This window comes from Priestia sp. TRM10 (assembly GCF_057808375.1).
Map to the genome: position 1 here is coordinate 60,909 of NZ_JBJZOT010000009.1, position 19,177 is coordinate 80,085.

Consider the following 19,177-nt stretch of genomic DNA (forward strand, 5'->3'; position numbering starts at 1 on the left):
TTATTGCCCGCCTCCTTGTCCACGTCCACCAGCAGAAGAAGGTCCTCCATTTGGTGCCTGTCCTGGATTTCCTGACATTCCTCCACCAGATTCGTCTCCGAAACCACCTTTCATCATTGCTTTCTCATCTTGAGAAGAAGTTTGATTTGAACTAACCTTTGGAATTTGAACTGTATCTCCTTCGGATAATCCTTTTGTAATTTCAACACTTGTATCGTTAGAAATTCCTGTTTCCACTGTTACTTTCTTTGCTGATTGTGAAGAGTCACTTGAACTTGTTGGGACAAGAACATATTTCTCGTCTCCACTTTCGTAAACGGCTTCAACAGGTATATATAAAGCTCCTTGTTTACTTTCAACTTCAATGCTTGCTTCTGTAGACATGCCTACTTTTAAATTTTTTGGATCTGTAATTTGCACTGTAACATCAAATGTCGATACTCCATTTGATGATGTACCTTCTGAAGCAACCTCTGTTACCGTTCCTTCAAATTTCTCATCAGGAAATGCACTTGCTGTAACTTCTACACTCTGGCCTTCTTCAATATTTGTAATATCGAGTTCATCAACGCTTATTGTTGTTTCGAGAGAACTGTAATCAGTAATATGTGCAACTGTTGTTGAGCCTTGAACAGAGTCACCACTCCCAGCAGCAAGACTTGTAATTGTTCCTTTAGCTGGAGATTGTAAAATACTTCCGTCTGTAAAAGTCATAAGTGTTGTGCCTTTATTTACTGTCTGTCCTTCTTTAACATTTACAGTATCAACAATAAGTCCACTGCCTCCTGAATTATTTCCACTCTCTTCAGCAGTTGCTCCTTCAGTGGATGAAGTTCCCCCTGTTTCTTCAGATGCATTTTCGGTTTCTGCTCCGTTTTGCTCTTCACTATTTTCTACTGAGCTGCTTTCACTTTCTGTTGTTGTTTCAGATGATGTTGTAACAATTGTCGTTCCATTTCCTCTTGTAATAGGAGAAACAAAACCGTCTTCATTTTCTATTCGGAGTAAGACAGTTCCTTCAGATACACTGCTTGCGCTCGTTACCCCAACAGAGGTAATTTCTCCGTCAAATGGAGCTACTATCGTCTCCCCATTTTCAAAAATTAATAGCGTATCTCCTTTACTCACACTTTCTCCTGACACAACGCTTACGCTTTTCACACCTAATAAAGTGTTCGCCGCTGTCACATCTTGGTCTGTAATGGTCGTTACAGAACCAGATCCTGTAACATTTACTTCTAGATCTCCTTTTTTTACTGTTGATGTTTGAACAGCAGCATTCGCCATTTGAGGTTGCTCCTCATTATGGAGGAAGAACCAACTTCCTCCCCCTACCGTTGCTACTAAAACAGAACCAATAATCCATTTTTTCATTTCCTTTTCTCCTCCAACTTTCTTTGTTCCGCTTAAAATGTTTTATTTTTTGATTCCTTTTTACGCTGTTTTTTGGAATAAAGCTAGTATGCAGGTGATTCCTTAAGATTTCCTTAAGAAATAAAGGATATTTCTCAGAAAAAATATTTCTACTTATAAATAATGTAGAATACCTTTTTCTTAAACCTTTTATTTAATAAAGATGCTTTCTAAAACTCCACCCTATTTCTTCATATTTCTTCATTTTTCTCCTTTCCCACGCGAAATCTGTCTAAACAATAGTAGAGATGCTCTATTACATTCCTTTTTTGAACCTATTAAAATTAAGATATAAAACTAGATTTGGAGGAATGATGGATGACATTAAAAAAGAAAATTTTATCTTTTTCTCTATCAAGTATGATGGCCTTAGGAACCGTAACAGTTGTAGCTATACCTGCTAGTGCGGTTGGAAATGGACCGAATGCTGGAAATGGGTCTGTTCAGACGTCTATTTTACATACGTACGAAAGTATGGTGAGTTATTTAAAAGAACAAGATAAAAAGCAATCTGCCATGGACCTTGAAGTAATTGGGCAAACAGTAAAAGGTCGCGATATTTATATGGCAAAATATATATCAAATCCCGATAATCCAACTGTTTTATTTTTAACGCAGCAGCACGGAAATGAACAACTTACAACAGAAGGCGCTTTAGATTTTATTAAACATTTAGGAACAGGAAAAACGAAAGGCGTATTAGACAACGTAAACATCCTGATCATTCCGATGTTAAATGCAGACGGAGCGATGGGTGATGTGAATTTCTCGCTTGAGGATTATATAGCAGATGGAGACCGTCATTTAACACGCTATAATGCAAACAACGTTGATTTAAATCGTGAACATGCAAAAGATATCATGGATATGGAACCAGAAGCCAAATTTCTATATGAAAATGTGCTAGAAAAATATCCAATCGATTATATGATTGATCTTCACCATCAAGGAACGCTTAGTGAGACAAACGGTGAACTTGTTTCAGGTTCTATTCTTTATCCAACAAATTCAGAAGTAGACGCTGAAGTGGTTGAAAAATCAAAAAAGCTAGGTTCTGTTGTATACAACACGCTTGAGTCTAAAGGATGGGGACACATTGGGCAATATAACGGTGGATCTGGAGCTAATATTGGCCGAAATGGTATCGCTCTCCGCTACGGCATTTCTACCCTTTTGTTTGAAATGCGCGGTATGTCTGACCACTATATTGAATCTTACGCCCTTGGACAAAAAAGCAACGGCTACCTTATTAAGCAAACCGTTTCAACATTAGATGCAACTGTTCGAGCAATTGCAGACCGCTCAATTGAAAAAGAGGATACAAGTTTTTGGGATACGCTACCAACACAGACAAATCGTCAAAATGATGAGTAGCTCTCTTCTCCAAAAGAAACCGAAAATTCTATTTTCGGTTTTTTCAATATGGAAATTTTAAAAGCCTTTTTCTTTCAATATGAAAATTTTAAAAGTCCTTTTCCTTCTTTATCGAAAATAATACCATTGACATAGTATTAAACATTTACTATTATAAGAAAATACGTAGAATAACAATTTCATAATGCAAAAGGCAATGAAAGGAACATTAGTAGTTTTAATCTCCCTGTACTAGAGAGTTAACGGATGGTGAAAGTTAACACAAAGATTAAAAATGAAATTCACTCCTTGAGCTTCTTTCTCTATTAATATGAGCAAAGACGGGTAAAACTGTTAACATAAATGAAGAGGTAAATATTTATTTACAATCTAGGGTGGTACCGCGATAATTTCGTCCCTGCTGAAAACTCAGCAGGGACTTTTTTATGAATTTATAACTTGGGAGGAAAGCATGAAAGAACACAACACGTCATCAACTCAACTTAAGAAACAACTATTGCCGCGTCACATTCGAATGATTGCAATCGGAGGTATGATTGGAACAGGCATTTTTAAAGGAAGTGCCGATACTGTTGGATTAGCTGGACCAGCCGTAATCTTTCCATATTTGTTTGCAGGATTACTTCTTCTTATCATTATGGGCGCCTTATCAGAAATGGCTATTGCTTATCCTGGTCACAACATGAAAGACTTAATTGAAAGAGCATTTGGCACTCGTTTTTCGTTTATTGTTGGCTCTATTTACTGTTTCATGTGGCTATCTGTTTGTGTTATTGAAGTAATTGCGGCAGGTAGTTTCTTGCAATACTGGTTTACATCTATTCCCCTATGGGTGTTATGTCTAATTTGTTCTCTTGTGTTAATTTTAATTAATGTAACAAGTGTAAAATCGTTTGGAGAAATTGAGTTCTGGTTTGCAGGAATTAAAATTTTCGTTATTATTGCTTTCATTATTGTAGGAGGAGCCATTTTACTTGGATTGATTCCAAGCGATAACAGTGCTCAGCACTACTTACACAACTATACAGATTTCGTTCCAAATGGATGGACAGCTGTATTTGCGACACTTCTTGTTGTTCTTTTCTCATATGGTGGATCAGAGCTTATTGGTCTTACGATTACAGAAACAAAAGATGCAGAAAAAGTACTGCCTGGCGTTGTAAAAGGTGTGCTTGTGCGCGTTGTTTTATTTTATACTCTTCCAATTTTAATTATTTGTGGATTGATTCCGTGGAATGAGATCGATGCAAATGCAAGTCCATTTGTTCAAGTATTTGAAACGGTTGGGCTTCAAGGTGCATCACATATTATGAACTTTATTTTATTAACGGCTGTTCTTTCAGCCGCAAACTCTGGTATTTACGGATGCACGAGAATGATGCACTCGCTTGCTCAAACAGGTGGGGCACCAAAACGCTTGTCATATGTAAATAAACAAGGTGTTCCGATTTTTAGCTTGTTAGTTACCGTTGTTGTCTTGCTTTTTGGGACATATGTTGTTTATTTATTGTCTGATAAAGCATTCACATATCTTCTTGCGCTTCCAGGTTTCACTGTTTCACTTGTATGGATTTGTATTTGCTTAGCACAGTTAAAGCTTCGCCCATCATATAAGAATGAGCCTTATTTTAAATTGTGGGGCTTCCCTTATTTAACCATTTTCGCTGTTTTAGTATTAAGTATTAGCTTTGTTACCTTCTTGTTTAGTGAGGCTAATCGTCTAAGTTCAATTGCTTGTATAACATTCCTTATTTTAATGGTTATATGCTCATTCTTTGTCAAAAAAGAACCTCGTGCATAATAAAAAGAGGTTCCTATTATAGGAACCTCTTTTCTATTCATTATACTCCTTGCTTCTCAACGATCTTTAACCTCTTTATAATCTCATTTGTCACTTCTTCTGTTGTATAATTCCCGCCAACGTCAGGTGTTAAAATGCTGTCGTTTGTAACGCTTTCTACAACGTCTAATAACACGCTTCCTAATTCTTGTTCTCCAAAATGATCTAACATCATCTTAGCTGTCCAAATCTGTCCAATTGGATTAGCTATCCCTTTTCCAAGGATATCAGGAGCTGACCCGTGTACAGGCTCAAACATGGAAGGGTATTTTCCGTTAACATTAATATTTGCCGCTGGAGCAACTCCAACGCTACCCATAATACCAGCACCTAAGTCTGTTAAAATATCTCCAAATAGGTTACTAGCAACAATAACATCAAACTGATGTGGACGAGTAACGAAAAAAGCAGCGAGCGCATCAATATGTTGAGAATCTGTTTGAATTTCTGGATAATCTTTTGAAACATCTTCAAAAACGCTGTCCCAAAACGGCATAGAATAATAAATTCCATTTGATTTTGTAGCGCTTGTGACATGTTTTTTTCTTTTAGATGCTAATTCAAAAGCAAAACGCATCGCTCTTTCAGTGGCTTTCCTTGAAAAGATAGCGTTTTGAATTGCAATTTCGTCTTCTCCCTTATAAATATTCCCTCCAACAGAACTATACTCTCCTTCACTGTTTTCCCGCACAACAATTAAATCAAAATCTTTAGGGTTGAGGAGCGGTGAACGAATTCCTTTTAATACTTTAGCTGGTCTTATATTAATCACTTGTTCAAATTCACGGCGAATTTTAATCAACATTCCCCATAATGAAATATGATCTGGAACTAGTTTTAAATTTCCAACGGCTCCTAAAAAGATACTATCAAAGTCTTGTAATCGCTCAAGTGCATCTTCTGGCATCATTTCTCCATGTTCTAAATAGTACTCACAGCTCCATGGAAAGTCTGTGAAATTAAACTGTATCCCTCCGTGAATATCTGCAATCGCTTTCAAAACTTTGTTAGCTACTGGAACAACCTCTTTTCCAATTCCGTCTCCTGGAATAGAAGCAATTTTGAATGTTTTCATTCTCTCTCCCCCTCTTTTAAATGAAGTACTCTTTCATAATCAAAATATTAACCAACATAGTATCCGGTCGACTGTATCTACTTCTATTTTATAGATGAATTTCCTTTCAAGCAACACTTTTCTTAATTTTTAATTATAACAACATAAAAAAAGAGCACGAATACATGCTCTTTTAGTCTTTCTTATATGTTTGAAACAGCTTTGTATTGTCAGGAACATTTTCGAGATAAGTGATTTTCCCATCCTCATCTAGCTTTGCGATGTCTTTGCCTTCTTGTGTATAAACTTCTCCAGAAGCCCGCTTTCCACAAACGGCCCACCGGGTCTCATATGTACGCGTTTCATCCCCCTGAACTTTTTCCCATCCTCGATACATATGTTTGAGATCTTTATTTTCTGTATAAACTATCTTCACAAAATTGCGCCAGTTTTTAATTCCGGCCTGCTTGTAGCCATTTAGCACAAACTCCATATCATCTGTAAATAAATCAGCAAGCTGTTCAAATGCTTCCTCACTTGTTCTAGATTGATCAAATAGCATAAAATACTTTTCCAAGTTTTCCATAATATCTCCTTTTTCCTCGAGAGTTGCTATATCCTTTCCCAATTAACAGCTTAGCATAACAAAAGAGGAAGGGGAAAAATATGAGCTTGTCGGAAAGTAAGATAAGTAAAAAGTTTACTTATCTTACTTTTCGACAAGAGTAATCTCCCGATAATTCGGACATAATTTACAAGAGTTCAAAAATAAAATTTCTACTTAGAGTTTAATCCTAATTCCCGTAATTTATTGAATAAGGTGATAAATTGAAAAAGAAATTAATCTTAATTCTCAGTATAGCTTTTATAATTTTTATGACCGCTTTATTTATCTTTTATCTTATTAAAGGAGATTCTTCTCGTTGGGAAGTATCGCTAGGAGGGATATTTGCAAGTGCGTTACCTTTGTTATTGTTGTTTTCAAAAAACATCCCTTTTCCCGCTTTGATTATTATCGGTTATTATCTTTTTCTTTTCTGTACGTTATTTTTAGGTTCTATTGAAGAGTTTTATGGCCGCTTTAAATGGTGGGATGCGACTCTTCACTTTTATAAAGGAATCTATATGGGCGCTATAGCCATTTCACTGTATAAATTATGTGTCCCTAAACAAACACGAGATTATGTTTCTAAATGGATCCTCTTCCTTTTCGTGCTTTCTGTTTCAGTAAATGCTACAGCTGTATGGGAAATTTATGAGTTTGTAGGAGATTTAACGTTTACACGTACAATGCAATCAGGAGGCAATACAGATACTATGTATGACATGATTATAGGAATAGTAGGGGGTCTCCTTGTTGCAATTTATTCTATAGTACGAAGAAAAACACTATAAATAAATATGGAGGTGTAAAAATGAATCGCAAACTTGTTCTATTATTAAGTGTCATTTATGTCATTTTTATGGGAAGTTTAGCTGTATTTCTTTATATAGATGATAAATCATTTAAAGCATTGGTTGCTATAGGAGGAGTTATCTGTGGTCTCATTCCTCTTCTGCTCGCTCTATTTACTAAGTTTACCTTTAATTTACCTCTTGTCATCTCTTACTTAATTTTCTTATTTTGCTCACAATATTTAGGTTCTATTTTAGGGTGGTATGGACTAGGTTGGTGGGATACATTCTTACATTTAATAAGTGGCGCTCTTATTGCTTTTCTTGCGATTGCTTTGTATGAAAGACTCATACATAGAAGTGCAGGGAAAAGCATATCCTCATGGTTTGTTTTTCTCTTTGTTTTTTCTTTTGCTGCTCTTGGAGGTATCCTATGGGAGATTTATGAATTCAGTTCAGATCAATTGTTTGGAATGACTCTTCAAGGAGGCGGAAATAAAGATACGATGGTTGATTTAGTTGCTGATACGGTTGGAGGTCTTATTATCGCAATATGGGCAGGAATACGAACAAAAGTGAAAAAGAATAAATTGAACTAACCCCCTTCACTTAAGATCTTACACCTAAAGAAATGACTACAGGAAGTTTATATTTGTAAAAGAAGACTTAAATAGATAAATGTCTAACCCGCTCCTTCAGTATTGCTGTAATATTAGAAAAGTAATATTACGACATCTTTATGGTGTGTAGCATGATATTTTCCAAACGTATACAGTTTACCTTCACTCAGAATCGTAAAGCTAAACACACATAAAGAATATACACAATAGGAATCAAGACTTAAATGGTTGATATTCATTAAAAAATGGGGTTATAATGAAAGTAATAAAAGAGCGCTGGCTGCAACCAACGCTCTCTGTACAGTTTCACTGCTAGAAGAGCAGTGGTCCACATATCATATAAAGAGTACTGAAAAAGTAATAACTCCCTTTATACTTTAGTAGGGCTAAAGGGTGATATTACTTTTTTTTCGTGACAGCAATAATCGCAACAACAAGAGTAGATAACGAAATAGCAATTGTCATCGCTTCATACACAGTCAACATGCAGGGAACCACCCCCTTTACTTCGGGAGTACCGCTGCTCACCCTAAAAAACTGTACTCTATTATTATATCATATAGGCCTTTATCATTTCATAAAAGCGAACATATTTTCTGGTAAATAATTTTGTTTTTTAAAGACGCTTCCCCCTTCTCAAATATTCAATTCGTAATGCTTCCACTGTGATTCTACTCCTCCCATTTTTGCGTATAGTTTTTGAGCAACAACATTATCTTTTGCTGTCTCCCATGTCATACCCCCATATCCATGTTCCTTAATATATGTAAAACATGCTTGAAAAAGCCGCTCTCCTACTTTTTTTCCTCGATATGAAGGAGAAACATATAAATCATTCAAAATAGCGTTCTTTTGTAAACTAAGCGTGCTGAATGAAAAATAGAGAGTTGCAAAACCAATAAGCTCTCCTTTATGCTCGGCAACATATTGCACACCTTGACTTTGATGTGCTAGTAAATATGTAAAATGTTGCTTAATTTTTTCAACTGGCTGCTTTCTTTGATAAAAGTCAACAATATACTCCTTCATTAATGGAACCATTTTCAAAACATCTTCTTGAATTACTAAACGAATCGTAATAGAATTCATATAGTTTCCCTCCTAAAGCATATGCTTGATTTTCTATAACTTTTATTATAAAAATCCCTCATTACTTACAAAAGAGACAGTTTATAAAAATTATTTAGATACAGAATCATGGAGGTTTTTTACGTTGGTTCATATAACTCCCTTTATAAAGAAGGATAGTGGTCCTTTATATGTTCAAGTATACGACGATTTAAGAACAAAAATTATGGAAGGAAAAATCCCTTTCGGTAGTAAGCTTCCCTCAATTAGAGGACTTGCCAGACATTTGCATGTTAGCAACAATACCATTTCACTTGCTTATGATTTACTTGCTGATGAAGGCTTTATCGAGCGGAAACCACGAAGCGGGATATACGTTAAAAAACAAATAGAGGATGTTTTTAATTTTTCACATTCCTCAAAAGATGATAGGAAAGTAGAATACAAACCTTCACCTCGCTATGATTTTCGCTATGGAACATTAGAATCTACTCTTTTCCCTTCTAAAACTTTTCATAACATCGCAAATGCCGTCTACAATGAGAGGCAACAAGAATTGTTTGCATATGGAGATGTTCAAGGAGAATTTGGTCTTCGCAAAGAGATTCATCACTACTTAATAAATTCGAGAGGTGTCAAGTGTGCTCCTGAACAAATTATTATCACCTCTGGAACACAACAAAGCCTAATTCTACTTTCTCAAATTTTAAATCTGCAAGACAAGCGAATAGGATTTGAAGAACCTGGCTACAATGGAGCTCGAATTATATTTGAAAATTTGAATGTAAATGTAGAGCCTATTCCTATAAAAAAGGATGGACTTAGTATTGAAGAACTTTACAAAATCAATCCTTATGCTGTTTACATTACACCATCTCATCAGTTTCCGACAGGCGTCATTATGACGCAGAAAAAGCGTGAACAGCTACTTCAGTGGGCTAGAGACCATCATTCTTTTATTATAGAAGATGATTATGATAGTGAATTTCGGTATGTAGGAAAACCTATCCAAGCGATTCAAGGGATGGATGAAGCGGAGAAAGTCATTTATCTGGGTACTTTTTCTAAACTTTTTCTTCCATCAATGCGAATGAGCTACATCGTACTTCCTTCTCTTTTATTAAGTATCTATAAAGAGCGCTTCTCTCTTTATGAACAAACGGTTCCTCGCTTACAACAATGGATTATGGAAGCTTTTATGAAGACAAATTATTTAGATAAACATATTGCTAGAATGAGAAATGCTTACCAAAAAAAGCATTCTACTCTTATATCAGAAATAAATAAAAGGTTTGATACTCATAAATTTGAGATCTTAGGGGAATGTTCAGGGTTGCATATACTAGTAAAAGTGTACGGAAAGAGTGAAGAAGAACTCATTAAATTAGCCTTTTCAAAAGACGTTAAAGTTTACCCAACAAGTCCTTATTGGAAAAGAAAACCTCAATGTGAAACAGGGACTGTATTATTAGGCTTCGGATCGTTGTCTGAGGAAGAAATTCAACAAGGAGTTTCCATTTTGTCTGAGGTATGGATGTAAGATTTCTCCTATCCTTGAAAAGCCCCTATATCCTTAGTATATAGGGGCTTTATGGAATATTGTACCCTAGCTTTTTAGAAATCAAGTTTGCTCCTGAAGTGACTTTTTTAATAAGGATTGGGAGCCTTTCTGCTCCATACCTTCCTTCAATTCCAGCAATGCTAAGGCCTGCTATTACCTCTCCTTTATGATTAAAAACAGGAGCACTGACTGCTGTTGTATAATTCTCAAGTTCTGAAATACTTACTGTGTAGCCTTCTCTTTTTGATTCCGCTAATATTTCTCTTAATTTTTCTTTATCTGTAATTGTCCCAATTCCAATTTGTTCTAGCTTTACGTGCTCTAGGTAGGCTTCTCGTTCTTCCTCCGGCAAATAAGCTAGAATAATACGAGAGCATGCTCCTGCATAAAGAGGAGATCGCCTTCCAACAGACGTGTATAGTCGAACAGGTTGAAGTGTATCTACTTTTTCGATATACATTGCTTCGTTTCCATCTTTAATAATTAAATTCACCGCTTCTTCTACATCATCTCGAAGCTGTTCCATAATGGGTTTTGCAATTATTCTTATATCTAATCGATTTGCAACAAGTTGTCCAAACTGTAAAAAAAGAAGCCCTAAAGAATAAAAGCCGTCTTTATCTTTTGTTAAAAACCCCATTTCTTCAAGTGAACCAACCATACGATGTAGTGATGTTTTTGGAATTTCTGAGTAAGTTAGCATTTCTGTAAAAGTAAGCTTAGAATGCTTAATAAAAAGATTTAAGATTTGCATAGATTTAATAACTGTTTTATTATTTGTTTGCATTTTCTCTTCTCCCTCATATCCCTACTCTAACTTTTTCGAAGCTAACAAAATACCCATCTTTAATTTATAAAGTTCTTGCTCCTTTTCCAAATAAAGCTCTTCCGCTTCTTTTAAAGACACATAGGTAAAAGTGACAGATTCACCAGGTTTTTTCTGAGCAATGAGTGGCAAGTCAGTTGTAATGACTTGGGCAATTTTAGGGTATCCTCCTGTTGTTTGTCTATCTGCTAATAAAATAATGGGGTTTCCGTCAGGAGGAACTTGAATGGATCCTTGAGATACAGCTTCTGATAAAAGCTCTTTCTCCTCCTTTAATTGAAGGGAAGGTCCTTCCATTCTGTACCCCATGCGATCTGATTGTGTTGATACTTTAAAAGGCTTCTCTGTGAATTCTTGCTGACTTTTTGGAGAAAAAAAGTCAAGTTGACTGCCATGTACGACTCGAATGCTATCATTATTTGCTAGTGGAACAAACTTTTCATAATGAACAGACCACTGGGAAGTCACAGCCCCTTCTACAATGTTTTGAGATAAAAAAGATGGTATTCCATTTAATACATGAGCAAAATGCAATTCATCCCCTTCCTTTAGAGCTCTTCCTTTGAATCCACCAATCTCACCGCGTAAATACGTACTTTTACTTTCTAAAACTTTCTCAAGTTTAAATCCTCCTTTAACCGTTAAATACGCTCGACATCCCCTTTTACATTGACCGAATTTAATGGTGCTCCCCTTCTCCACAAATATCGGTTTCCACATGGGAATAGCTTCATCATTGACAGTTGGCGACAAATCACCTCCTGTAATAGCAAGTACACAGTCCTTTTCTACTTGTAAAAGAGGACCCATTAACGTAATTTCCAGTCCTGCTTCATTCTCGTCATTCCCAACAAGCAAGTTTGCTATTCTAAGAGAGTAAGAATCCATTGCACCGCTTACAATAACCCCATATTTCTGAAAACCTCTTCTCCCAAGGTCCTGAACAGTTGTAAGTAATCCTTGCTTTATGACACGTAAGCTCATTTTTCTCCCTCTTTTCGCTTTATTTCTTCATATTCTTCCTGTGAGATAGAAACGAACTTCACTCTATCTCCTGCTTTAAGTAAGCTTGGTGGATTTTGATTTGGAAGAAAGAGCTGGATAGGAGTTTGACCGATAAGTTGCCATCCACCAGGAGTTGAAATTGGATAAACGCCTGTTTGCATTCCGGCAATTCCAACGCTCCCTGCTGGAATAGAGGCTCTTGGTGATGAACGTCTTGGTGTTGCGACTTTTTCAGACAAACCACCTAAAAAAGGAAAACCAGGTGCAAAACCAATCATATAAGCTAAGTATTCTCCATTCGAATGAATATGGATGACTTCTTCCTTCGTTAAATTATTATATTTAGCAACATGGTCAAGATCTGGACCATAATCTCCTCCATAACAAACAGGGATTGACACTTGACGATGTTTTAAATCCCCTTCTTCAGACACTTCATTTAATTTTTCTTTTATAAGAGTTGAAACGATTTCAAAAGGAGAAATAAAATTTTTTATTGTACGTTTCTTATTTACTTTTATAACTTGGAGTGGCTCATAAAAAATCGTTACATTTGTAAATGCCGGCACACATTCAATAAATCCCTGAAATGGATGAGCTTCTAATGTATCCATAAACATTTTAATTTTCTTATGAATCTCATAGTCAATACGTTCTCCAAATGTAACAACAATAGCTGAGTCACCGAGTGGTGAAAGTGTTGCTTGCTGAACTAAATCTGTTTTTGTTGAACTCATATTTTCACCTCTTTTTCTATAAAACGCCAAGCTTCTCATCACGAATGTCTGTAATAAACATATGTCCTGGTGCATGCGTAATCATAATAGGTGGCTTTGTTTCCATTGCAACAGCTTGTGGAGTAACGCCACATGCCCAAAATACCGGTGTTTCTCCTTCTTTAATTGTCACTGAATCTCCAAAATGAGGCGTATTAATATCTTGAATACCAATAACGTGTGGATCTCCGATATGAATAGGTCCTCCATGAACAGAAGGAAAGCGTGATGTTACTTGTGCTGCCCTTACAACATCTTTGTGAGGAATAGGACGCATACTTGCTACCATATTCCCTCGGAAAATGCCCCCTTCAACACAGGGGATGTTTGTTTTATACATCGGAACATTGCACTCTTCCTCAATATGACGAACTGAAATATCGTTATTTAAAAGAGCATGTTCAAAGGTAAAGCTGCATCCAATTAAAAAACCAACCATATCGTCTTCCCAATACTCTATAATATCTGTTACTTCCTCCGTAAGTTCTCCTTCTCTATAAATTCGGTATTTTGGAATATCTGTACGAATATCTCCCGAAGATGAAGCGAACTTTGGAAAAGGAGAGCCAACCTCTGTTACATCTAAAAGAGGACAAGATTTAGGATTACGTTGACAAAATAGAAGAAAATCAAAGGCATGCTCTTTTTTTAAGATTGCTAGATTAGCTTGAGCATATCCGTTTGCCATTCCTGCTGTTGACTGCACAAGTTTACCTTCACGAATTAAATTTCGAATTTCTGATGGTGTTTTTTGAGATAAGTTTTCCACTAAAATCCCCTCCTAAAACAATAGTCGCCTGCACATAGCAATAGTCTTTACATGCAGGCGCTTAGCTTACTTAAATAACTGTGGAATTTGATCAACTAGTGTATATCCACCCATTAAGGCCATCACAACAACAACAAAGATACCTGAAATTGTTAGCCATAAAGGATGTTTATAGTCACCAACAATGCTCTTTTTGTACGCCGCAATAAGTAATGTTCCAAGGGCGATAGGAAGAATTAAACCATTGAGAGCCCCTACAAGAAGAAGTACTTTAACAGGTTTTCCAATTAAAACAAAGCAAACAGTAGAAATAATAATAAATCCGATGATAATCCAATTTGCATTTTTATCGAGTTTTTGGCTGAATGTTCTGATAAAAGAAACAGATGTATACGCTGCTCCAACTACAGATGTAATAGCCGCAGACCACATGACAATTCCAAAAATTTTGTACCCAATGTTTCCTGCTGCTAGTTGGAATACGGATGCTGGAGGATTCCCCGCATCAATTGGAAGCCCTTTTGCTACAACGCCCAGAACAGCTAAAAATAAAGCAATACGCATAACAGACGTAATTAAAATTCCAGTAACCGAGCTTTTTGTTACTTGTGGTAATGCATCTACGCCTTTGACTCCCGCATCTAATAAACGGTGTCCACCAGCAAACGTAATGTATCCTCCAACTGTTCCACCAACAAGTGTAACAATCGCTACAAAATCAATTTTGTCTGGTGCGAAAGTTTTTACGACCGCTTCTCCCACAGGTGGTGACGTTGTGAAAGCTACATAAATCATTAAGCCAATCATGACAAATCCTGCAATTTGCGTAAACTTATCCATCGCTTTTCCTGCTTCTTTGACAACAAAAATTAAAATGGCAATAATAGCACTAATTGCAGCTCCTACTGTTGGTGAGATGCCAGTGATAGCATTTAAACCAAGACCTGCTCCAGCGATATTCCCAATATTAAAAGCAAGTCCACCAATGACAATTAACGTCGCTAATACGTATCCTAAGCCTGGTAATACCATATTTGCGATGTCTTGTCCTCTTTTTTCAGAAACTGCAATAATTCTCCAAACATTCGTCTGAGCAAAAATATCGAGAATAATCGAGATTAAAATAACAAATCCAAAACTTGCTGCAAGATTTTGCGTAAAAACCGTTGTTTGTGTTAAAAATCCTGGGCCAATTGCTGATGTGGCCATTAAGAATGCCGCTCCTAACATAAGTGACCAATTAACTTTTGGTGCAGCAGAAAGCTCTTTCTTTGGTGTATTTTTTTTCTTTGGCTCCAATTCATTTCCCCCTATCTATACTTAGCTCGAAATCGCCTTCACTTCGATTTCAGATGTTGTTAATGATCCTTGAATACGACGAGCAAATTCTAACGCATGTGCGCCATCTCCATGAATACAAATCGTATCTGCCTGCAGTGAAACATCAACGCCTTGCTGAGACTTCACTTTTCCTTCCTTCACCATCCGAACGACTTGTGCTAAAGCTTCATCGTCATTTTCAATAAGCGCATTCTTTTCGCTTCTTGCTGTTAACGAGCCATCGCTTTGATATGTCCGATCAGCAAACACTTCACTTGCTGTACGTAATCCAATTTCTTTTCCTGCTTTAATAAGTTCACTTCCCGCTAAGCCGAATAAAATAAGGTCAGCGTTTATGTTATAAATAGCTTTCACAATTGCTTTTGATAAATTTTTATCTTTAGCTGCCATATTATAAAGTGCTCCATGTGGTTTAACATGCTGCATTCTAAGCCCTTCCGCTTTTAAAAAACCATCTAGCGCTCCAATTTGATACACAACAATATCATAGGCTTCTTGAGCAGTAATTGAAAGATTACGGCGACCAAATCCAATTAAATCTTGAAGACCTGGATGCGCCCCAATTTGAACGCCTTTCTGTGCAGCAAGCTCAACTGTTTTTCGCATAACGCTAGGATCTCCAGCGTGGAAGCCACAAGCAACATTCACAGATGTAACAAAATCCAAAATCTCTTCGTCATTGCCAATGCGATAAGCCCCAAAACTTTCCCCTAAGTCACAGTTCAAATCAACTCTATTCATCCTCTTTCCCCCTCTTATGTCCTTATAAAATGAAAGTGCAACCAAGCTCTAGTACTCAAAACAGAATATTCTGTTAAATGTTAGCAGTTTGTTCCGTTTTTCGGAACTATAGTACCGTTATTTGGTCACTCTTAAATTCTAACACTAGTATGTAACATAAACAATATATATGTCAGAACATTTGACAAAGTCTATCTTTTGTTATGTTTTTACTTCTTATTCTTTTAAGACTTTTGTTTTATTTTTGTAGTGAAAACAATTAATCATGATTAATTGTTAGATTTCCTTCTCTTATATCGGTTCGCTCTCATCTATTTAGCATTCGTTATGGTCTTTATATACAAATTTATTTGTTGCAATAAATAAAAAAAGAAGTTCTCTGAAAGAACTTCTTTTAAATGATTAAGAGTCGACTGATAGAATAATTAGAACCACTGCTCGTTAACTTTATTATACTATTTCTCCTTTTTCATTTAATGAACTATTAGTAGCTTAGCAAAGGAGTCAAGATAAGCACTTTCAACTCCTATTTATGATATTCTATGAACAGACAAATTCAACCTGTCTTAAGGTTTCGAATTAGAAAATCCAGTTGAAGACTGTATAAACTCCGATTAATGCAAAAAGGATTGTTAAGATAAGGATTGAAAAAAAACCGAAAATAACTACTTTATCTATAAAAGTTTCCTGAGGTTCTTCAAGCAAACTTTCTTTCACTTTGGGTTGTATTGAGGAAGTCCATTGCCTTAATTCTAATTTTTCTAGGATTTCACTTTCCCCTTTAAATTTTAACCCTTTCGCTATTGCGATAGGATCATTCCCCATAGATTTCTCAAATTGAAGGCACGCTTCTACCATTTCTGGTGTCTTATTTTCTTCTAGATACCAGTACCTACCTGCCATATCGGGATATTTTAACAAAAAGTAAATGTCACCTAATTTTTTACGAAGTGCCAATTCGTTAGGATAGGTTGAAATTAATCCATGAAGTCTGTCTCTTGCTTTCCCTAAATCGTTTTTTTTAATGTCCTCTTCTATCTTCTTAAGAGTTTTAATTGGTATTTTCTCTATTGGAAACACCTCATTTGTTATAACTTTCCCCCGTTGAGTAGAGACAGTTCTATCTAAAAAAAGTAGAAATGATCGCTTTCTATATCTTATCAACTATCAAACTCATTACTTTAATCAACCTATTACAGTTTCATTTTTAATCCTTCATGTGTTGCATAAAAACCTAAATGTTTATAAAAGCGTAAAGCATCATCTCTTTTTTTATCTGTTGTTAATTGTATTAAGTGACAACCACGTTCTTTTGCACGTTGGATGGCCCACTTGATAAGCTTAGTGCCTACACCTTTACCACGTACAGAAGACAAGGTTCTCACGCCCTCAATTGTAGCTCTCCATCCACCTTGATGTGTAATATATGGGGTAAAAGTAATTTGTTGGACGCCAATAATTTTATTTCCGTCAACAGCTACTACTAACTCATTATTAGGGTCATTCTTAATAGCCTGAAATGCTTTAATATAACTTTCTGGAAGTGGTTGCTCATAACGCTCACGCTTACTTCCTAAAACATCGTCAGCAAGCATTGCCACAATCTGCACTAAATCCTGTTCAGTAGCTATTCTGAACTCTAATTTCTGCTCCAATTGAGATGCCTCCTTTAGTAGTCAATCATTTCCTCACTTTTACATTATCCCATATCAGTATATAAAGTCATTGTATTAGTGGTTAAAAAGCATATTATAGTGCTTCTTTATATATATCTGTTAACATTTCTAAGGAATGAAGCATATGCTCAATCAAATTCGGAATATCTTCCATCTGATTCTCGTTTATTTTACGATTAAAATTGATTTCTATTGTATTATGAATGGTCTTTTCTTTGCCGTACTGATATTGCAAAGTCTGCTTTGGCGGGTTTTGCTGTGTCCAAATATCTCCGAGCCCTTTTTCAATTTTCGAACACTGTGCTTCTATCTTATTTCGATCGATGTCTACGTAAAAGAACAAACGAAGCGTGCAGCTCGGGTTGCTGTTAGGCTCTTCTAAAATCTCACTAGCAAGATCTTGTAAAGAAGCGTACAAACACACCTCCGCAGTAACCGCATGCTCATCAGAAAGCTGGAATCCTAGCCGGAATTCCTTTGCCATAATCGACAGTTCCAATGTATCTTTACGAGAAACAATGGTGACCTCCTCCTCAAGATTATCAAGGTCATATAGTTCGTTTTCAAATGCAACTTTTAAATTATCAAAAACAGTTGGATCGTACATCGGCAAACATTTCCTTTCAACAAGTTTCTTCCTATTATATATTACTTTTTTCGAATGCACTTCCTATTTCTCAAATCATGGAGAAATGGTTAGGTGATTTTTATGAACTTTACGTTCTTATTCCTTTTCACTCATTCATTAATCTATATGGCTTCTAATGTTAACTCAATAAATTTTTCAACTGCAGGAGCCTGCCACTTCTTTGATTTGACAAGTAAGTGTGAGTAAATAGGCTCGAATTTTTCATTATGCTTCATCACATTTAATAACCCCTGTTCAACCTCACTTTTCACTGTAACATAAGGTAATACAGCAAACCCTAACCCACTCATTACAGATTGCTTAATTGCTTCTAAACTCCACAGTTCCATTGTTTGAAATTTAGGAAGCTTATGATGAGTAAGGTATGTTTCAAACATAGAACGATAGCTGCATCCTTTTTCATTTGTAATAAAGAAGTCTGTGGTTTCTTTGTTTTTATAATCATCAAAGTGTTGATTTTTATCTGGACTCGTTATTAAAACAATTTCTTCTTTGTGTAGTTGATGATGAATACAATCATGTAGTTCTAACTCTGGCCAAATCATGAAAGCAACGTCAACATAGCCACTCATAAGGTCCTTTTGATTTTTCCCACAAGTTCCATTACTCAATATAATCTTAACGTCTGGATATTTACTAGAATATTCTCTGAGAATAGGGCCTAGACGAGAAATCGTTAATGATTCAGGGGCAGCAATCTTTAACTCTCCGCTTATTGTGTTATGATTTTTCATTTGAGTTATCCGGTTATACGTTTGCAACAATTCATCAGCTAAAGGAATTAATTCTTTTCCTAAAGAGGTTAAGTTTAATTCTCGTTTAACATAAGTAAATAATTCTCCACCAATCTCTCTTTCTAACGCTTGAATATGAGAAGTAATAGTTGACTGAGTGTACCCTAATTTTGCAGCAGCCTTTGTATAACTTCCAACATCAACAATCGTTCGAAAAGTGAGAAGTTGTCTTATTTCCATCCTTCATAATCTCCTCTCATATATTCAAAAAAATGATATTAGTTATTTATAATTTCAATTTCACTAATAGATAAATGCATATTACAATAAGTCAC

The 19,177-nt window shown here is 35.9% G+C and carries 20 protein-coding genes and 1 other annotated feature; of the genes, 5 read left to right on the plus strand and 15 right to left on the minus strand.

The window, feature by feature from the left end:
• A complete protein-coding gene (locus ACK3CR_RS07240; RefSeq protein WP_328124127.1) occupies positions 1-1,374 on the minus strand; it encodes an efflux RND transporter periplasmic adaptor subunit in 1,374 nt (457 codons plus the stop codon).
• Between the two features lie 357 nt (positions 1,375-1,731).
• Between ACK3CR_RS07240 and ACK3CR_RS07245 the strand changes: the two genes are divergently transcribed.
• Together ACK3CR_RS07245 and ACK3CR_RS07250 are read left to right on the plus strand one after the other, a co-directional pair.
• Positions 1,732-2,787 (plus strand): M14 family zinc carboxypeptidase, encoded by a 1,056-nt coding sequence (locus ACK3CR_RS07245; RefSeq protein ID WP_488975169.1) that lies wholly within the window; start codon positions 1,732-1,734, stop codon positions 2,785-2,787.
• A 187-nt stretch (positions 2,788-2,974) separates the two neighbouring features.
• Positions 2,975-3,189: a binding site (T-box leader), on the plus strand.
• 49 nt (positions 3,190-3,238) lie between these two features.
• The gene (locus ACK3CR_RS07250) at positions 3,239-4,588 is read left to right on the plus strand and encodes an amino acid permease (protein ID WP_328124131.1); all 1,350 of its coding nucleotides are present in this window, start codon (positions 3,239-3,241) and stop codon (positions 4,586-4,588) included.
• A 40-nt stretch (positions 4,589-4,628) separates the two neighbouring features.
• On the opposite strand, the gene ACK3CR_RS07255 is transcribed toward ACK3CR_RS07250, so the two are convergent.
• Together ACK3CR_RS07255 and ACK3CR_RS07260 are read right to left on the minus strand one after the other, a co-directional pair.
• Complete coding sequence (locus ACK3CR_RS07255; protein ID WP_488975170.1) at positions 4,629-5,702, minus strand: tartrate dehydrogenase; 1,074 nt, start codon at positions 5,700-5,702, stop codon at positions 4,629-4,631.
• A gap of 172 nt (positions 5,703-5,874) precedes the next feature.
• A complete protein-coding gene (locus ACK3CR_RS07260; protein WP_488975171.1) occupies positions 5,875-6,267 on the minus strand; it encodes a nuclear transport factor 2 family protein in 393 nt (130 codons plus the stop codon).
• 242 nt (positions 6,268-6,509) lie between these two features.
• On the opposite strand from ACK3CR_RS07260, the gene ACK3CR_RS07265 reads away from it, so the two are divergent.
• Both ACK3CR_RS07265 and ACK3CR_RS07270 read left to right on the plus strand, forming a co-directional pair.
• The gene (locus ACK3CR_RS07265) at positions 6,510-7,076 is read left to right on the plus strand and encodes a DUF2238 domain-containing protein (RefSeq protein ID WP_243519933.1); all 567 of its coding nucleotides are present in this window, start codon (positions 6,510-6,512) and stop codon (positions 7,074-7,076) included.
• Positions 7,077-7,096: 20 nt separating this feature from the next.
• Positions 7,097-7,675 carry a DUF2238 domain-containing protein gene (locus ACK3CR_RS07270; RefSeq protein ID WP_243519931.1) on the plus strand — a complete coding sequence of 193 codons (579 nt, stop codon included), beginning with the start codon at positions 7,097-7,099 and terminating at the stop codon, positions 7,673-7,675.
• A 420-nt stretch (positions 7,676-8,095) separates the two neighbouring features.
• On the opposite strand, the gene ACK3CR_RS07275 is transcribed toward ACK3CR_RS07270, so the two are convergent.
• On the minus strand, positions 8,096-8,194 hold the full coding sequence (locus tag ACK3CR_RS07275; RefSeq protein WP_220693719.1) for a putative holin-like toxin: 99 nt from the start codon (positions 8,192-8,194) through the stop codon (positions 8,096-8,098).
• 138 nt (positions 8,195-8,332) lie between these two features.
• Positions 8,333-8,785, minus strand: a complete 453-nt coding sequence (locus ACK3CR_RS07280; RefSeq protein WP_488975172.1) for a GNAT family N-acetyltransferase — start codon at positions 8,783-8,785, stop codon at positions 8,333-8,335.
• Between the two features lie 124 nt (positions 8,786-8,909).
• Between ACK3CR_RS07280 and pdxR the strand changes: the two genes are divergently transcribed.
• Entirely contained in the window at positions 8,910-10,304 is a 1,395-nt protein-coding gene (gene pdxR / locus ACK3CR_RS07285; protein WP_488975173.1) for a MocR-like pyridoxine biosynthesis transcription factor PdxR, read from the plus strand.
• A 49-nt stretch (positions 10,305-10,353) separates the two neighbouring features.
• Here the strand turns inward: pdxR and ACK3CR_RS07290 are convergent, their stop codons facing one another.
• The 10 genes from ACK3CR_RS07290 to ACK3CR_RS07335 all read right to left on the minus strand — a co-directional run bounded on the left by ACK3CR_RS07290 (position 10,354) and on the right by ACK3CR_RS07335 (position 19,082).
• On the minus strand, positions 10,354-11,112 hold the full coding sequence (locus tag ACK3CR_RS07290) for an IclR family transcriptional regulator (RefSeq protein WP_430238221.1): 759 nt from the start codon (positions 11,110-11,112) through the stop codon (positions 10,354-10,356).
• 21 nt (positions 11,113-11,133) lie between these two features.
• Positions 11,134-12,135, minus strand: a complete 1,002-nt coding sequence (locus ACK3CR_RS07295; protein WP_488975174.1) for a 5-oxoprolinase subunit C family protein — start codon at positions 12,133-12,135, stop codon at positions 11,134-11,136.
• Entirely contained in the window at positions 12,132-12,893 is a 762-nt protein-coding gene (gene pxpB, locus ACK3CR_RS07300) for a 5-oxoprolinase subunit PxpB (protein ID WP_328124145.1), read from the minus strand. The genes ACK3CR_RS07295 and pxpB overlap by 4 nt, the downstream gene beginning before the upstream one ends.
• Before the next feature lie 16 nt (positions 12,894-12,909).
• Positions 12,910-13,701, minus strand: coding sequence for a putative hydro-lyase (locus ACK3CR_RS07305; protein WP_243519918.1), 792 nt, complete (start codon positions 13,699-13,701; stop codon positions 12,910-12,912).
• Positions 13,702-13,767: 66 nt separating this feature from the next.
• On the minus strand, positions 13,768-15,000 hold the full coding sequence (locus ACK3CR_RS07310; protein WP_410915211.1) for an NRAMP family divalent metal transporter: 1,233 nt from the start codon (positions 14,998-15,000) through the stop codon (positions 13,768-13,770).
• Positions 15,001-15,021: 21 nt separating this feature from the next.
• Positions 15,022-15,783, minus strand: coding sequence for a 5-oxoprolinase subunit PxpA (gene pxpA, locus ACK3CR_RS07315; RefSeq protein ID WP_243519916.1), 762 nt, complete (start codon positions 15,781-15,783; stop codon positions 15,022-15,024).
• A 579-nt stretch (positions 15,784-16,362) separates the two neighbouring features.
• Positions 16,363-16,854 (minus strand): DUF6584 family protein, encoded by a 492-nt coding sequence (locus ACK3CR_RS07320; RefSeq protein ID WP_488975212.1) that lies wholly within the window; start codon positions 16,852-16,854, stop codon positions 16,363-16,365.
• A 122-nt stretch (positions 16,855-16,976) separates the two neighbouring features.
• The gene (locus ACK3CR_RS07325) at positions 16,977-17,378 is read right to left on the minus strand and encodes a GNAT family N-acetyltransferase (protein ID WP_488975213.1); all 402 of its coding nucleotides are present in this window, start codon (positions 17,376-17,378) and stop codon (positions 16,977-16,979) included.
• 154 nt (positions 17,379-17,532) lie between these two features.
• Positions 17,533-18,066, minus strand: coding sequence for a hypothetical protein (locus tag ACK3CR_RS07330; protein WP_243519912.1), 534 nt, complete (start codon positions 18,064-18,066; stop codon positions 17,533-17,535).
• A 143-nt stretch (positions 18,067-18,209) separates the two neighbouring features.
• Positions 18,210-19,082, minus strand: a complete 873-nt coding sequence (locus ACK3CR_RS07335) for a LysR family transcriptional regulator (protein ID WP_243519910.1) — start codon at positions 19,080-19,082, stop codon at positions 18,210-18,212.
• Positions 19,083-19,177: the final 95 nt, after the last annotated feature.

Excerpts from the sequence above, each read along its gene's own strand:
- pxpA (WP_243519916.1), bottom strand. The coding sequence starts at position 15,783 with ATGAATAGAGTTGATTTGAACTGTGACTTAGGGGAAAGTTTTGGGGCT.
- ACK3CR_RS07250 (WP_328124131.1), top strand. The coding sequence starts at position 3,239 with ATGAAAGAACACAACACGTCATCAACTCAACTTAAGAAACAACTATTG.
- ACK3CR_RS07325 (WP_488975213.1), bottom strand. The coding sequence starts at position 17,378 with ATGCTTGCTGACGATGTTTTAGGAAGTAAGCGTGAGCGTTATGAGCAA.
- ACK3CR_RS07330 (WP_243519912.1), bottom strand. The coding sequence starts at position 18,066 with ATGTACGATCCAACTGTTTTTGATAATTTAAAAGTTGCATTTGAAAAC.
- ACK3CR_RS07295 (WP_488975174.1), bottom strand. The coding sequence starts at position 12,135 with ATGAGCTTACGTGTCATAAAGCAAGGATTACTTACAACTGTTCAGGAC.
- ACK3CR_RS07240 (WP_328124127.1), bottom strand. The coding sequence starts at position 1,374 with ATGAAAAAATGGATTATTGGTTCTGTTTTAGTAGCAACGGTAGGGGGA.
- ACK3CR_RS07245 (WP_488975169.1), top strand. The coding sequence starts at position 1,732 with ATGACATTAAAAAAGAAAATTTTATCTTTTTCTCTATCAAGTATGATG.
- pxpB (WP_328124145.1), bottom strand. The coding sequence starts at position 12,893 with ATGAGTTCAACAAAAACAGATTTAGTTCAGCAAGCAACACTTTCACCA.
- ACK3CR_RS07260 (WP_488975171.1), bottom strand. The coding sequence starts at position 6,267 with ATGGAAAACTTGGAAAAGTATTTTATGCTATTTGATCAATCTAGAACA.
- ACK3CR_RS07335 (WP_243519910.1), bottom strand. The coding sequence starts at position 19,082 with ATGGAAATAAGACAACTTCTCACTTTTCGAACGATTGTTGATGTTGGA.
- ACK3CR_RS07290 (WP_430238221.1), bottom strand. The coding sequence starts at position 11,112 with ATGCAAACAAATAATAAAACAGTTATTAAATCTATGCAAATCTTAAAT.
- ACK3CR_RS07255 (WP_488975170.1), bottom strand. The coding sequence starts at position 5,702 with ATGAAAACATTCAAAATTGCTTCTATTCCAGGAGACGGAATTGGAAAA.
- ACK3CR_RS07280 (WP_488975172.1), bottom strand. The coding sequence starts at position 8,785 with ATGAATTCTATTACGATTCGTTTAGTAATTCAAGAAGATGTTTTGAAA.
- ACK3CR_RS07270 (WP_243519931.1), top strand. The coding sequence starts at position 7,097 with ATGAATCGCAAACTTGTTCTATTATTAAGTGTCATTTATGTCATTTTT.